The organism is Xanthobacter sp. NM-25 (assembly GCF_022138605.1).
Classification (GTDB): domain Bacteria; phylum Pseudomonadota; class Alphaproteobacteria; order Rhizobiales; family Xanthobacteraceae; genus Xanthobacter.
This window is the reverse complement of the sequence record NZ_JACBFS010000002.1, coordinates 231,508-246,942: the sequence shown is the minus strand read 5'-3', so window position 1 is coordinate 246,942 and position 15,435 is coordinate 231,508. Positions and strand designations below refer to the sequence as shown.

Here is a 15,435-nt window from a genome sequence, read left to right as displayed (position 1 = left end):
ATCAGACGACGCCGGCGTCCTGGTAGATGTGCTTGATCTCCATGAAGTCGATCAGCGCGTCATAGCCGTGCAGGCGGCCGAGGCCGCTGCGGCGATAGCCGCCGGTCTCCGCCTCGGCGAACAGCTTGTTGTGGTCATTGATCCACACCGTGCCGTTGCGCAGCGCCCGCGCCACCCTGAGCGCCCGGGCGCCGTCACGGGTCCAGACGCTGGCGGACAGGCCATATTGGGTGTGGTTGGCCCGGCGCACCGCATCCTTTTCGTCGTGGAAGCGCTCGATCACCACCAGTGGCCCGAAAATCTCCTCCTGCACGAAGAAGGCGCCGGTGTCCGCATGGGCGATGAGGGTGGGGGTGAGGAAGGCGCCCGCATCGAGCCCACCGGCCGGGCGGCCGCCCGCCAGCACCACCTCGTCGGCGAGGTCCATGGCCTGCGCCGTGCGCTGTTCCACCGCCGTGCGGGCGGCATCGTCGATCAGAGGGCCGATCTCGGCGCCGGCGGCGTCTCCCGGCGCCACCTTCAGGGCCGCGAGGGCCGCCTTCAGCGCGGTTTTCATCTCCTCATAGCGGCTCTCGTGCACCAGCACGCGGCGGGCGGCAGTGCATTGCTGGCCGGAAATGATGGTGGCCGCCGCCGCCAGCTTGGGGGCCACGGAGGCAATGTCCGCATCCTCGAACACCAGGCAGCAGGATTTGCCGCCCAGCTCCAGGGAGAGCTTCTTCATGGTGGGGGCGGCATCGGCCATGATGCGGGCGCCAGTGGCGTTGGAGCCGGTGAAGGAGATCACGTCCACCTCCGGCGAGGTCACCAGCGCCTGCGCCACCTCGTGGCCGGTCTCCATCACCAGATTGACGACACCCGGCGGCAGGCCGTCCACCTCCACCAGGGTGCGCAGGATCTCGGCGGTGATGAGGGCGGTCTGCGGCGCCGGCTTCACCACGATGGTGCAGCCCGCCGCCAGTGCCGGTGTCACCGCGCGGATCAGCAGCACCGCGGGCGCGTTCCACGGAATGATGAGGCCGGCGACCCCGGCCGGCTCTTTGATGAGGGTGGAGAAGGCGCCGGGCTCCACCTCGAACACGTGGCCGGGGATGAAGCGGGTGAGGCCCGCATAATAGCGGATCTCCGAGATGGAGCCGGCGATCTCGCCCCGCGACTGGGCCAGGGGCTTGCCGTTCTCGGCGGTGAGAAGCCGGGCGAGGGCGTCGGCGCGGCGCTCCATGGCATCGGCCCAGCGCAGCATCACCAACTGCCGCAGGCGCGGCGCCTGCGCCCAGTTTGGACGCTCGAAGGCCTGCCGGGCGGCGGCGATGGCGGCGTCGGCATCGGCCCGCCCGCCGGCGGCGAAATGGCCCAGCACGGCGCCGGTGGCGGGATCAAGGCTTGGCGCGGTGGCGCCGGAGAGCGCCGCCTGCCAGGCGCCCCCCACGTGATTGAGGGACGTGATGGCGTTCATGATGATCCTCCCATGGTTCTGGGCGACGCCGCCTTGGGCGGCGCCAAATTCAGCCCTGTCCGTGGCCTGCCTTCAGCGCGGCCTCGCGCAGGCCCGTCAGCGTCGCCGACGGGGTGATGGCCTCCGGATCAATGACCAGCTCCAGCAGGGCCGGGCGCTTCTCGGCGGCGGCGAAGGCGCGGGCACGGGCGAAGGCGTCAGCGAAATCGGCCGTCGCCTCCACCCGCTCGCCGAAGCAGCCATAGGCCTCGGCCAGGGCGGGAAAGTCGGGATTGTCCAGGCTGGTGGCGTACACCCGGCCGGGATATTCCCGCTCCTGGTGCATGCGGATGGAGCCGTACATGCCGTTGTTCACCACGATCACCACTACCCCGGCGCCGTGCTGCCGCGCGGTGATCAGCTCCTGTCCGCTCATCAGGAAGCAGCCATCGCCGGCAAAGCAGATCACATCCCGTGCCGGGTTGTGGAGCTTGGCGGCGATGGCGGCGGGCAGGCCATAGCCCATGGCGCCCGATGTGGGCGCGAGCTGGGTGCGGAAGCCGCCATAGCGATGGAAGCGATGCACCCAGATGGCATAGTTGCCGGCGCCGTTGGTGATGATGGCGGAGAGCGGCAGCGTTTCCCGCAGATGCAGCATCACTGCGCCAAGGTCGAGGGGGCCGGGCATGGCGCCGGGCGTCTGGTCGGCGAGATATTCGGACCGCGCCGCCCGCACCGCACCGCTCCAGGGCATGGGCGAGCGCCAGCCGGCCGGCCCCTTGCCTTTCAAGGCAGCGGCCGCCGCCGCGAATTCGCCCATGCCGGCATTGATGAAGAGGTCGGCCTGATAGACACGGCCGAGCTCCTGCGGATCGGCATGGACATGGACGAAGCGCTGGGCCGGCCGGGGCAGATCGAGCAGTGTGTAGCCGGCCGTGGTGGTCTCGCCGAGGCGGGGCCCCACCGCCAGCAGCAGGTCCGCCGCGCGGATGCGGGCCACCAGCTTGGCGCTGGGGCCGAGGCCGGCGTGGCCGATGTAATTGGGGTGGTGGTTGTCGAGCAGGTCCTGCCGGCGGAAGGCCGCCGCCACGGGCAGGTCGAAGGCCTCGACGAAATGCTGGAAATCGCGGCTGGCCTGGGCGCTCCAGCCGCCGCCACCGACGATCACCAGCGGCTGGGTGCTGGCCTCGATCATGGCGCGCAGCCGGGCCATGTCGGCGGTGCCGGGATGGGCTGCGACGCGCCGATAGGCTTCCGCGTCGCGCACCGTGGCGGGCGTTGCCAGCACGTCCTCCGGCAGCGCCACCACCACCGGGCCGGGGCGGCCGGAAACGGCCACCTGGAAGGCCCGCGCCACCAGCTCGGGAATGCGCTCCGGCCGATCGATCTCCACCACCCATTTGGCCATGCCGCCGAACATGGCCGGGTAGTCCACCTCCTGCCACGCCTCGCGATGGCGCATGGTGGCGGCCACCTGGCCGACGAACAGCACCAGTGGGGTGGAATCCTGCGATGCGGTGTGGATGCCGATCGCGGCATGGCTGGCGCCAGGGCCGCGGGTGACGAAGCACACGCCGGGGCGGCCGGTGAGCTTGCCATAGGCCTCGGCCATGTTGGCCGCCGCTGCCTCGTGACGGGTCACGATGGTGCGGATGGCATCGGTGGCGCCGGCGAGGGCGTCGATGGCGGCCAGGAAGCTCTCGCCGGGCAGGCAATAGACCGTGTCGACGCCGTGGATCTTCAGCGCGTCCACGAGGATCTGGCCACCGGTGCGGGAGAACGCGGAATGCTGCATGGTGAGGCTCGTTCTTGGCTCTGCGGGGCCTGCGGCTCGGTTTCTGGCGGGGTCCCCTGTGCATGACCCCGCCGCGGTTGGACGGCCGGGTCCCGCGCCGACCGTGCGGCCGGCGCGGGCGCTGATGCTAGCGGAAGTTGCCCTTGGTTTCCGGCACGATGAGCGCGCCCACGAGGTACAATACGAACACCGCACCGGCGAAGATCGAGAGCGAGAGCGGCAGGTCCGCCGGAGTGGGGCTCGCCAGCGAGACGAAGGTGGGCATCATGCCGCCAATGGCGAAGCCGATGTTCCACGACAGGCCCGTTCCGGTGGCGCGCATGGCGGTGGGGAAGCGTTCGTTCAGGAAGATCAGCACCGGCGCATAACCCGCATTGCCGATGAAGGCGATGCCCAGGGCGTAGAGCACGATGGTCGTCATGCTGCTGGCGCCCGCAAGGCCCATGTAGAAGGTCGGCAGCAGGATGATGGCCGCGACACCCACCAGCAGGAAGGTCTTCTTGCGGCCGATCATGTCGCTGAGGGCACCCACCAGCACCGCCGCCACCAGCGCCGAGATGGAGCTCGCCATCAGGATGTAGGATGAGGTCTGGTTGGGTAGCTGGTTGATGAGCTTCAGGAAGGTCGGCATGTAGCCGGACGTAAGATAGTATCCCGCTCCGCCGCCGATGGTGATCAACAGGTTGATCAGCAGCACGTTGCGGTAGCCATCGGCAAACAGCGTCTTCAGCGGCGCATGGTTGGCCTCGCCGCGCGCGCTCTTCGCCGCCTTCTGCTGCTGCATTTCCTTCCAATAGGGAGATTCCTCCAGGTTCCGGAAGATGAACCAGCCGAGGAAGGACGACAGCAGGCCGGAGAAGAACATCACGCGCCAGCCCGTTTCCGCGAATGCATCGCCGGGGAACAGGGTGGAGGTGACGAGAAACACCACCGAGGCCAGAAGCGCGCCGATGCCGGCGCCGCCGCCGCCCACCAGCCCGGACATCAGGCCGCGCCAGTTGGCCGGCACGGATTCCGTGCCGATGGTGTGGGTGGAGGCCACCACACCGCCGACGAACACGCCCTGGACCAGCCGGAGCAGGATGAAGATGACCGGCGCGATGGCGCCCACCTGATGGATGGTGGGCAGAAGGCCGAACGCCGCCGTGGAAAGGCCGACGCCGATGATGGCCACCAGCATGGCCCCCTTGCGGCCGTAGGCATCGGCATAATGGCCGAAGATCGCCGAGCCGATGGGCCGCATCAGCAGCGTCACCGCGAACGAGGCGTAGACCGCCGCCAGCGACCAGGTGGGGTGGGTGGAGGGGAAGAACAATTGCCCCACCACCGGGGCCACATAGAGCAGGATGAACAGATCGAACAGATCGAGGGACCAGCCGAGCACCGAGGCGACGATGGCGCTGTTGCGCTGGCGGTTCCCCACCGCCATAGCGGTGGGGGAGAGGGACGTATCTGGCGCGGACATTGTTGTTTCCTCCCGTGGGTTCTCAGACCCGTCAGCAGCCCGTGAAGGCGGGCTTGCGCTTGGCGTGGAAGGCCTCGACGCCTTCCTTGAAATCGTGCGACTGGCGCAGCCGGCTGTAGCAGTGGCCTTCCAGCTCGATGGCGATGGTGAGCGGGCTGTCCTCGGTGTCGTTGAGCAGCTTCTTGGCGGTGCGCTGGGCGATGGGCGAGAAGGAGACAAGCTCGGCCACCAGCGCATCGGTGGCCTTTTCCAGGTCCGCGTCGGCCACCTTCTCGGTGGCGATGCCCCAGGCCAGGGCCTGATCGGCATTGATGCGCTTGGACCGCATCACGATGTCCTTGGTGCGGGTGATGCCCACCATCTTCTGCAGACGGGCCGAGCCGCCGGAGCCGGGGATCTGGCCGAGCTTCTGCTCGGGCAGGGCATATTGGGTGGTGTCGGTGATGATGCGGAAATCACAGGCCAAGGACAATTCGAAGCCGACGCCGAAGCAATAGCCCCGGTTGGCGGCGATCACCGGCTTGGCGGCGCGGGTCGGGGCGGCGATGTTCCAGGCAAGCTTGGAAACGTGCTCGGGCGAGGCTTCCATGAAGCCCTTGATGTTGCCGCCGGAGGAGAAATGCTCGCCGATGGCGCGCACGACGATGACGCGCACCCGGTCATCCTCGTCGAGCGTCTCGAACACCAGCCGCAGCTGGTCGCGCTCCGGCATGGAGACGATGTTGAAGGGCGGGCGATCCAGGATGATGTCGGCGCGCGCGCTGGCCTCGTCGATCTCGACGTGGAAGCCGTCGAGGGCCGCAAGGCGCGGATCGGCAAAGGTGTAGGCAGCCGGCATGGTCTTCTCCTTGGGAGTGAGCGTTGAACGGAAAAAGGGGATCAGGCGGCGCCGCGGCTGGAGCCGGTCTCGGCGGCGTACTCACCGGCCACCAACTGGCGGCGCAGCAGCTTGCCCACCGGTGACTTGGGAATGTCCTGAACGAACACGAAGCGGCGCGGGCGCTTGAAGTTGGACAGGCCGCTGTCGCGGCACCAGCGGTCCAGTTCCTCGGTGTCCACCGGCGCCTTGCGCTTCAGGAAGGCGACGACGATCTTGCCCCACTTCTCGTCGGGCAGGCCCACCACCGCCACTTCCGACACCGCCGGATGCAGCGACAGGCAGCTTTCGATCTCCACCGGCGAGACGTTTTCGCCACCAGTGATGATCATGTCGTCCACCCGGCCGGTGACGAACAGGTCGCCGTCGGCATCCAGGAAGCCGGTGTCACCGGTGAAATACCAACCGTCCCGCAGGGCCTTGGCGTCGGCCTCGGGGCGCCGCCAATAGCCCTCGAAGGCCTCGTCGCCGGCGAGCAGCGCGATGATCTCGCCTTCCTCTCCCACGGGGGCGAGGTCGTCCGGCGTCTGGGCGGCAAAGCGCACCACCCGCACCATCTGGTTGATGCCCGCCCGGCCGGCCGATCCCGGCTTCAGCGCCGCCTTCTGGTCGATGCTGAAGGTGTAGATTTCCGAAGAGCCGTAATGGTTCACGAACAGCTCGGGGGCGAACGCATCTTCCAGCTTCTTCAAGAGCCCGTCGGTCATGGAGGCGCCGGCGAAGCCGAGCTTGCGCACGCTTGAGACGTCGGTGCCGGCGAAGGCGGGATCGTGCACCAGATCGTGATAGAGGGTGGGCACCAGATAGAGATTGGTGATGCGCTCGCGGGCGATCAGCTCCAGCGCCACGCGGGTGTCGTAGCGCGGCAGGCAGACGAAGGTGCCGCCGATGAGCGACATGGCGATCAGCGAACGCACCCCCATGGTGTGGTAGAGCGGCATGACGCCGAGGGTCACCTCGCCCCGGCGATAGAGGTTTTGCGCCACGTGGGCGACGCCGGCGGCGCGCTCGGCGCGGTGGCGGCGGGGCACGCCCTTCGGCCGCGAGGTGGTGCCCGAGGTGTAGAGCATGATGGACCAGGCATCTGCGCCCACCCGCGCCACCGGGGTCGCGCCCGAGCCGGCCACCAGATCGGCGAACCGCAGGCCGTCGGTGTCGGTGTCGCCCACCGCGATCCGCACCAGGCCGGCGGCACGCTGCGCCGCGCCGGCGGCGGCCGCCGAGACCGGCTCGAACACCAGCGCCTTGGCCTCGGAATTCTCCAGGCAGAAATCGATCTCGTCGCCCTTCGCCCGCCAGTTGATGGGGGTGATGACGAGGCCGGCGAACTGGCAGGCCCAGTGCAGCGTCGCCGCCTCCCAGCGGTTTTGCAGGACGCTGACGATATGGTCACCCGGCCGCAGCCCCAGCTGATCGAAGGCGTCGACCAGCGCGGAGATCTTGGCCAGCCATTCGCGATAGGTGAGGCGCAGGTCTGCGTCGACGATGGCGAGCGCCTGCGGATCCCGCGCCACACTGGCGAGAAAGCTGGTGCCGAGGTCAAGCATGGGCGGTTTCCCCTTGGGTGAGTTCCCTTTGGCTGTTCTGGATCTCCGCGGCGGCCTCCAGGGCGGCGCGGACGATGGGCGTGTAGCCGGTGCAGCGGCACAGGTGGCCGGACAGCAGATCGCGGATCTCCGCCTCGTCCGGCTCCGGATGGGCCTTCAGGAAGGCGTCCAGCGACATGAGAATGCCGGCGGAACAGAAGCCGCATTGCAGGGCGTGGTTGCGGCGGAAGGCGGCCTGCAGCGCGCTGAGCCGGTCGGGCTCCGGCGCCAGCCCTTCCACCGTGCGCACGCTGGCGCCCTCCACCTGCACCGCCAAAGTGAGGCAGGCGCGGGTGAGCATGCCGTCCACCTGCACCGTGCAGGCGCCGCACACCCCATGCTCGCACCCCACATGGGTTCCGGTGGCGCCGATCTCATGTCGTAGGAAATCGGACAGCAGCAGGCGCGGGCCGGCGCGGCCGCAGACGGGGTGGCCGTTGAGCGTGAAGCGGACCTCGTGGCGCTGGTCGGCGCTCAGGCGCGGCATCGGCGGGCCTCCTCAATGGTGGCGCGGCCGATGCGACGCACCAGCTCGCGGCGATAGCGGGCGCTCGCATGCACGTCGTCACGGGCGTCGAGCTCGAAGGCGAGGGCGTTGAGCGCATCGTCCAGTGCCGTACCCTCCAGGGGCGGCAGGTCGCGGGCCACCGGCATGTCGGCGACGCCGCCCACGGTGAGTCGGATGCCCCTGGCGCTCACCCGCGCGCCGCAGGCGACGATGGCGAAATCCCCGTGGCGCCGCGCGATCTCGCGGAAGGCCGTGCCCTCGCCCTGGACCACGGGGAAGGACACCGCTTCGATCATCTCGTCATCGGCCTTGGCGGTGGCCATCATGCCGGTGATGAAGGCTTCGGCCGGCACCTTGCGGCGGCCGGCGGCGCTGGCCAGATGCACCTGGCCCCCAAGGGCCATCAGGCACAGGGGCAGCTCGGCGCTGGGGTCCGCATGGGCGATGGAGCCGCACACGGTGCCGCGGCTGCGGGTCTGGGCATGGCCGGTGAAGGGCAGGGCCTTGGCGATCAGCGGCAGGTGCCCGGTGAGCCCCTCCCACGCCAACAGCCGCGCCTGCCGCACGCCGGCGCCCACCACCACCTCGCCCTTGCGCAGCTCGATCGTGGCGAGGGCCTCGAGCCGCATGATGTCCACCAGCACCTTGGGCCGGGCGAGACGCATGTTGAGCATGGCCATGAAGGACATGCCGCCAGCGAGGATGCGGGCATCGCTGCCTTCCGCCTTCAGCACCGCCAGGGCTTCGGGCAGGCTGTCCGCGCGAACGTAATCGAAGGGAGCCGGCTTCATGGCGCGCGCCTGCGGAACAGGGAGGTGAGGGGGGCGAGAATGCGGGACAGCAGGCTTGGGGCGGGGGCGCTGCCGCCAGCCGCCTTGCGGGCCAGCGCGGCGAAGAACTGGCCGATGATGACCTTGGCCGCGCCATCCAGCAGGCGCCCGCCCACGCTCGCCACCTTGCCGCCCACGAACGCTTCGTAGCGGTAGGCCAGATGGGTGCCGCCGGTATCGTCGGGGGTCAGGGTGATGGCACCCGAGCCACCGCCGAAGCCGAGGTTGCCCTCCACCCGCCCGCGCAGGGTCACTGCGCGTGGCGGCTCCAGATCGGAGAGGGAGACCTCGGCCTTGTAGCGGCCCTTCACCGGGCCGATGCCGAGGGTGACGTCGGCGCGGAAGGCGGTGTCGGACACCCGGCTGACGCCATGGGCGCCGGGGATGATGGCGGCGAGGGTGTCCGGGTCCAGCAGCATGGCCCAGATGGCTTCCGGCGCGGCGCGCACATGGGCCTTGCCCTCGCCCCGCATGAGCCGCTCGCCCTTGCCCCCACTGGGCGCCGGCGTGGGCGCCGCAATGCCCGCCGGGGCCGCCGGCTCGGCGCCGTGGATCAGCGGCGCCAGGCTGGAGGGGGAGAGCGGCAGGCGCAGGTCCGCCACGCCCAGGGCGTCGGCCACTGCATTGGCGAGACAGGCCGGGGTGGACATGCAATTGCCCTCGCCCACACCCTTGGCCCCGAGCGGGGTGAAGGGCGATGGCGTCTCGGTGTGGAGGATGACCGGCTCCGGCACCTCCATGGCGGTCGGCACCAGATAATCGGCCAGCGTGCCGGTCAGGAAGCTGCCATCCGGCCCATAGGCGAACTCCTCCAGCAAAGCGGCGCCCAGAGCGTGGGCGAAGCCGCCGCGGATCTGGCCGTCCACCATGCCCGGGTGGAGGATGGTGCCGCAGTCATGGGCAGTCACGTAGCGGTCGATGCGGATCTCGGCGGTGTCGCGGTCAATCTCGATGCCGCAGTAGTCGAAGATGAAGCCGTGGCAGAGCGAGGAATTGATGTGGTCGGCTTCATCCGCCGCGGTGAGCTCCGGCGGGGTCCAGAACGCGGTTTCGCGGATGGTGGGGGCGGTGCCTTCCGGCAGTTGCGCCGGTGACCAGTGGGAGAGCGCGGCCACCCGCGAGAAGGCGAGGGCGTTGGCGGCATTGGAGCGGGCCCGGAGCTTGCCGCCCTCGAACACCACCTCCTCCACCGGAACGTTGAGCTGGGCCGCGGCGATGCGGGCGAGACGCTGGGCGATGCGATCGGCGGCGATCTTGGCGGCACCGGCGACGGCGGCGGCAAAGCGGCTCGAATAATTGCCGGAGGCGATGGACCAGGCATCCTTGGCCGTGTCCATTTCCGCATTCACCCGGATGTCGCGGGGGGTGAGACCGAGCACGTCCGCCACCACCTGCGCCAGCACCGTGCGATGGCCCTGGCCCTGCGGCACGGAGGCCACGTGCACGCTCACCGCCCCCACCGGGTCGATGGCCACCGTCGCGGTGGCCTGGGCGCCATTCTTCGGCCCGGCCTTGCGCCGCTCCGCCGGGGTGAGGACGGTGGCGATATAGCCCATGTTGGAGACCGACGGCTCCACCACGGCGGCAAAGCCGATGCCATAGAGCCGGCCCTCGGCGCGGGCCGCATCCCGGCGGGCCCGCAGCGCGGCAAGGCCGCCTTCCGCCACCCCCTTGGCGAGGGTCGCCTGGTAGTTGCCGGAATCGAGGAGCGCGCCGGGCGCGGTGCGATAGGGGAAGGCATCCGCCGGGATGAGGTTGCGGCGGATCACCTCCAGCGGATCGAGGCCGAGCTCGATCGCGATCCGCTGCATCAGCCGTTCCAGGGCAAAATAGACCTGGGGACCGCCGAAGCCCCGGTTGAGGCCGGTGGGGCATTTATTGGTCACCACCACGCGGTTGCGCACCGCCACGTTGGCAATGGCATAGGCCCCGGTGAGGTTGCCATGCATGCGATAGAGGGTGGCCGGTTCCGGCGCGCGCAGGTGGGCGCCGCAATCCTCCACCTGGTCATAATCGAGGGCGGTGACCCGGCCATCTGCGGTCACCGCCGCGCGCAGGGTGGTGGCGCGGTTGGTGGCGGAGACCGAGGCCATCAGGTGCTCAAGGCGATCCTCGATCCACTTGACCGGATGGCCGGTGGCGCGGGCGGCCACGGCCCCCAGCACGATGTAAGGGAAGATGCCCTGCTTGACGCCGAACGAGCCGCCGCTGTCGCGCGGGGTGCGCAGGCGCAGGCGATTGCCGGGTACCTTCAGCGCCCGCGAGATCACCGCATGGATGGAAAAGGGGCCCTGGAAATTGGCGAGAACGTCATAGGCGTCCTCATGCGGATCGTATTCGGCGACGAGCCCATAGGTTTCGATGGGCGTGCAGGAGTTGCGCGGATAGCTGACGGAAATGGAGACGGTGCGATCCGCCTGGGCGAACGCCTGCTCGGGGTCGCCATAGCGAAAGCGGCGGTCGGAGGCGAGATTGCGCGGAAAGCCGTCATGCAGCAGGGGCGCGCCCTCCGCCAATGCGTCGAGAGGATCGACGACGGCCGGGCGCGTCTCGTAGCTCACCTCGATGAGGTCGAGGGCGTCCTCGGCCAGGTAGCGGTCCTGCGCCACCACCAGGGCGACCGGCTCGCCCACATAGCGCACGCGGTCCACCGCCATGGGCCAGCATTCCACCGGCGCCTTCACCCCCACCACCAGCGGCGCGGTCAGACGGGCGACATCGGCGCCGGTGAGCACGGCGACGACGCCGGCGACGGCGCGCGCGGCCGCCGTATCGATGGCGCGGATATCCGCATGGGCGTGGGGCGCGCGCAGGATGGCCATGTGGAGCGTGCCCGGCCGGACCCCGAGGTCGTCCAGGTAGCGCCCGCCGCCGGAGAGGAGGGCGGCATCCTCCACGCGCTCAATGGCGCGGCCGACCCAGCCTGTCTCGCGGGTGACATCCAACATCCCCGGCATTCCTTCCCTCGGGTGGCGCGCGGCGCAGCGGGTGCGCCGTGCGGGGGAAGGTGGCGGCAGGGGGAGGCGCGGACCATGCCGAGCCGTCTCACGATTTACCGTGGGGTCTCATTTGCCGTTTTGCAGCGCGGCATCGGAAGGCGGTGCCGCATCTGGCGCGTGTGCCTGCAATGGCCTGATCCAAAATAAAAAACGCGCGGCCCCAGCAGAAGCCGGGGGCCGCGCGCAGTGGAGGGACCGGGACGCCGTGGCGGCGAAACGGGGGTCAGAGGGCCATGCGGGAGATGGTGCGGAAGGCGCTTGGCGTCACGCCCGTATGGTCGCGGAAAAAACGCGTGAAATGGGAGGGCGCGACAAAGCCCAGCCGCTCGGCAATGTCGGAGAGGTTGCCGTCTTCCGCGGTCACCGCCGACACGGCGGCTTCCACGCGCATGGCGTTGAGATAGATGCGCGGCGGGACGTTGGTGGACGCCTCGAACAGGCGGAAGAAATGGGCCCGTGACAGCCCCGCCTCCCGCGCCATGGCGGTGGTGTCCACGTCCTCTGCGAGGTTGGCGCGCAGGCCCTCCACCACGCGGCGGATGCGCCAGTCCATGCGGCGCTGGGTCTCCAGCGCGCGGATGGTGGAGAAGGAGCGCCACGGGGTGAAGCGCTCCACCACCGCGATCATGAGATCCGCCAGCAGCGCCTCGTGCACCGCTGCCGCATCCGGCCGCGCCATCATCTCTTCGGCCAGGTCGTGGGTGAGGCGGTGGATGCGCGGCGAGACCTCTCCACACGGCTGTTCGAAGAAGCCGGGCACGCCGGAAGCGCCCCAGCCGGGCCGGAAGGCCTTCAGCCAATCCGGCTCGATATAGAGCGCCAGGATCAGCGTCTGCGGCTGCTCCGGCTGGTGCACATAGGCATGGGGTTCCCAGCCGTTCACCAGAACGCACGTGCGGTCGGTGAGGGGGGCGAGCCCCTCACCGACCGTGAAGGCGGTGTCCGCGCCTTCCACCTTCAGCAGCACGTGACAGTGCGGATGGGCATGGCGGACCAGGGGGCGATCCATGTCGAGGAGCGCCACCCGACCGAACGCGCCGTGCGCGATCCTCAAGGCGTTGGACATTGCGGCCTCGCCATGCTCAGGCCCGCGCCTTCCAGGGGATCAGCAGCCGCTCGATTTCGTCCAGGATGGTCGAGAACATGAAGCCGAGCAGTGCGATCACCAGCAGGCCCACATACATGGTATCAACGGTGAGTACCTGCCATGCGTTCCAGATCATGTAGCCGATGCCGTCGGAGGCGGCGACCATCTCGGAGATGGCGATCAGGATGAGGCCCATGCCCATGGCCAGCTTCACCCCGGCCATGATGGAGGGCAGGGCGCCGGGCAAGGCGATGGTGCGGAACACCTGCCACCGGCTGGCGCGGAAGTTGTGGCCGACATCGAGATAGATCTTGTCGATATTGGCGACACCCATCACCGTATTGATGAGGATGGGGTAGAAGGCGCCCAGAGCCACCATCACCACCTTCGACATCTCGCCCAGGCCGAAAATGAGCAGCACCAGCGGCAGGATGGCGCTTTTCGGGATCGGGTAGGTGGCGGAGATCAAGGGGTCGATGGCCGCTCGCAGGGGCTTGGAAATACCCATGGCGAGGCCTAGGAACAGCGCCGGGACCCCGCCCACCAGCATGCCCAGCATCAGCCGGCGCAGGCTGGCCACCAGGTTGGTCCACAATTCGCCGGAGGCGATCAGCGCGCCGAACGTGTGTACGATGCTCGACGGGGGCGGAAAGAAGCGGGCGTCGATGAGGCCGAGCCGTGCCGCCGCTTCCCACAGGCCCAGCAGCACCAGGGGGGTGAGGAAGCCGATGAAGCGATCGCCGAAGCGGAAGACTTTCTTCTGAGCCATCACTTGCCCCCCTCGGCGTTCATGCGGGCGCGCTGAACCTCCTCGCGCAGCTGCTCCCAGATGTGGAACACCAGCTCGCCATAGGCGGCTTCGTGGCGCAGCTCGATGACGTTGCGGGGCCGCGCGAAGGGCACGTCGAGAATGGCCTTCTCCCGCCCCGGATTGGCGGTCATGATCATGATGCGATCGCCGAGGGTGACGGCTTCGTCCACGGAATGGGTGATGAACACCACGGTCTTCTTGGTGGCTTCCCAGATGCGCAGCAATTCTTCATGCAGCATCATCTTGTTCTGCTCGTCGAGGGCGGAGAACGGCTCGTCCATGAGCAGGATCTCGGGATCGTTGGCGAAGGCGCGCACGATGGAGACCCGCTGACGCATGCCGCCCGACAATTGGTTCGGGTAGCGGTCGCGGAAGCGATAAAGGCCGATGCGTTCCAGCCACAGCTTGACGCTCTCGGAAACGTCCTTCTCCGGTACGCCGCGCATGCGCAAGCCATAGGCGGCGTTGTCATAGACGGTCATCCAGGGAAACAGGCTGTCACCCTGGAACACCATGGAGTTTTCGGGCCGGCTGGGGTCGGTCCGGTTCACCTTCATGGTGCCTTCGCTGATGCTCTCCAGGCCGGCGAGCATGCGCAGCAGGGTGGTCTTGCCACAGCCGGAGGGGCCGACGATGACGAAGAACTGGCCCTGCGGGATGTCGAGATCGATCCCGTCCACCGCCACGAAGCCGGAGTTTCCAAAATACTTGCGCACACCGCGCATCGAGATCTGAACCGGCACCGTGTCGGCGGCCGTGCTCGGCTTCGGGCTCAACATGCTCACGACAGCCATCGTGTGGATCCTCCCGGTCCGTCATGGGGCCCCTGGACCTGTGCGTGGTGATGCGCTCGGCCGCGGCCTTCTCATTGAGGATGAGTTGTGAGGGGTGCCGGCGGGCCGGCACCCGGGGGGTGTCAGTTCTGGGCGGCCTTGTAGGGGCCCAGCGCCTGCACGGTCGCCTTGGCGAAGGAGGGGTCGAGCACGTCCTCGACCTTCGCCGGCTTTTCGAGATAGCCGTTGTCGGTGAAGAACTTGAGGTCCTGCGCCATGGAGGCGACATCCACCTGCCCATCGGGATTGATGCCGTTCGGAATCATCTTGGTGAACAGCTTGGGGTCCTTGAGGCCGGTGGTGTGCATGATGGTCTTGATGACCGCGTCCGCACCCTTGCCGGTGAACTTGCCGCCGGCGGTGGCATCGTTGAACAGCCGGGCCGATCGCACGTAGGCGTTCATGAAGCGCTGCGCCACGTCGCGGTGCTTGGCGATGAAGTCGCCGCCGTAGAGCAGCACCGCCACCTGCTGGTTGGGATAGCCATCCACCACGAAGCGGACCGCGACGTCGTTGTCCAGCGCCTGGGTCACCGAAGGCTCGGTGGTGATGGCCGCGTCGATGGCCCCGGTGGTGAACGCAGCGATCTGCTGCGGGTAGCCGATATAATTGTGCTGCACGTCCTTGTAGGTGAGGCCCGCGCTCCCCAGGATATGCGCCAGCTTGGCGTTGGTGGCGGCGCCGGGGCCCACCGCGCCCACCTTCATGCCCTTGAGGTCGGCGACGGTCTTCACCTTGCCGCTGGCCACCAGGTCCTTGCGCACCATCAGCGGCATGTAATCATAGCCGGGTGGGGTGGAACCTTTGTCGGCCACCACCTTGATGTCGATGCCGCGGGCCACCGCATTGTAGAGGCCGGCTGAGGAGGCCCCGGCGCCTACGTCGATCTGGCCGGCGCCCAGCGGGGCGATCATCTTCGGGCCGGAATCGAACACCACCAGCTCCACGTCGAGGCCTTCATCCTTGAAGAAGCCCCGCTCCTGCGCCAGGTGGAACACCACGTCGGAGACGACGTTGTTGATCCCCACGCGGACCTTGTCCGCCGCCTGGGCGGAAACGGTGGTGAAGAGGGCCGCGGCAAGGGCGCCGGCGGCAAGGAAGCGCCTTCTGGTGGTCATCAGCTCAATTCCTCCCGGTCTTATCTGTCCGGTGCGTCGGTGCGCCCGGCTTCTGTGATGTGATGATGGGACTTGGCGGTCCCCGTGTGCT

12 protein-coding genes are annotated in these 15,435 nt (G+C 68.6%); all 12 read right to left on the bottom strand.

The features are described from left to right. Window position 1 precedes the first annotated feature (1 nt). The 12 genes from MEU52_RS06925 to MEU52_RS06870 all read right to left on the bottom strand — a co-directional run bounded on the left by MEU52_RS06925 (window position 2) and on the right by MEU52_RS06870 (window position 15,344). Window positions 2–1,456 (bottom strand): aldehyde dehydrogenase family protein, encoded by a 1,455-nt coding sequence (locus MEU52_RS06925; protein ID WP_238120685.1) that lies wholly within the window; start codon window positions 1,454–1,456, stop codon window positions 2–4. A 49-nt stretch (window positions 1,457–1,505) separates the two neighbouring features. Beyond that, complete coding sequence (locus MEU52_RS06920) at window positions 1,506–3,230, bottom strand: thiamine pyrophosphate-binding protein (protein WP_238120686.1); 1,725 nt, start codon at window positions 3,228–3,230, stop codon at window positions 1,506–1,508. Window positions 3,231–3,357: 127 nt separating this feature from the next. Beyond that, a complete protein-coding gene (locus tag MEU52_RS06915) occupies window positions 3,358–4,695 on the bottom strand; it encodes an MFS transporter (protein WP_238120687.1) in 1,338 nt (445 codons plus the stop codon). A gap of 31 nt (window positions 4,696–4,726) precedes the next feature. Next, window positions 4,727–5,533, bottom strand: coding sequence for an enoyl-CoA hydratase/isomerase family protein (locus tag MEU52_RS06910; RefSeq protein WP_238120688.1), 807 nt, complete (start codon window positions 5,531–5,533; stop codon window positions 4,727–4,729). 41 nt (window positions 5,534–5,574) lie between these two features. Beyond that, window positions 5,575–7,119 (bottom strand): AMP-binding protein, encoded by a 1,545-nt coding sequence (locus tag MEU52_RS06905; RefSeq protein ID WP_238120689.1) that lies wholly within the window; start codon window positions 7,117–7,119, stop codon window positions 5,575–5,577. Further along, window positions 7,112–7,645, bottom strand: coding sequence for a (2Fe-2S)-binding protein (locus MEU52_RS06900; RefSeq protein ID WP_238120690.1), 534 nt, complete (start codon window positions 7,643–7,645; stop codon window positions 7,112–7,114). Before MEU52_RS06900 ends, MEU52_RS06905 begins: the two co-directional genes overlap by 8 nt. Beyond that, a complete protein-coding gene (locus MEU52_RS06895) occupies window positions 7,633–8,457 on the bottom strand; it encodes an FAD binding domain-containing protein (RefSeq protein ID WP_238120691.1) in 825 nt (274 codons plus the stop codon). Before MEU52_RS06895 ends, MEU52_RS06900 begins: the two co-directional genes overlap by 13 nt. Beyond that, window positions 8,454–11,444 (bottom strand): xanthine dehydrogenase family protein molybdopterin-binding subunit, encoded by a 2,991-nt coding sequence (locus MEU52_RS06890; RefSeq protein ID WP_238120692.1) that lies wholly within the window; start codon window positions 11,442–11,444, stop codon window positions 8,454–8,456. Before MEU52_RS06890 ends, MEU52_RS06895 begins: the two co-directional genes overlap by 4 nt. A gap of 274 nt (window positions 11,445–11,718) precedes the next feature. Continuing rightward, window positions 11,719–12,561, bottom strand: coding sequence for a helix-turn-helix domain-containing protein (locus MEU52_RS06885; RefSeq protein WP_238120693.1), 843 nt, complete (start codon window positions 12,559–12,561; stop codon window positions 11,719–11,721). Between the two features lie 16 nt (window positions 12,562–12,577). Continuing rightward, window positions 12,578–13,351, bottom strand: coding sequence for an ABC transporter permease (locus tag MEU52_RS06880; protein ID WP_238120694.1), 774 nt, complete (start codon window positions 13,349–13,351; stop codon window positions 12,578–12,580). Further along, the gene (locus MEU52_RS06875) at window positions 13,351–14,187 is read right to left on the bottom strand and encodes an ABC transporter ATP-binding protein (RefSeq protein WP_238120695.1); all 837 of its coding nucleotides are present in this window, start codon (window positions 14,185–14,187) and stop codon (window positions 13,351–13,353) included. Before MEU52_RS06875 ends, MEU52_RS06880 begins: the two co-directional genes overlap by 1 nt. Window positions 14,188–14,309: 122 nt before the next feature. Then, window positions 14,310–15,344: an ABC transporter substrate-binding protein gene (locus MEU52_RS06870; protein WP_238120696.1), complete on the bottom strand. Its 1,035-nt coding sequence runs from the start codon at window positions 15,342–15,344 to the stop codon at window positions 14,310–14,312. Window positions 15,345–15,435 lie beyond the last annotated feature (91 nt).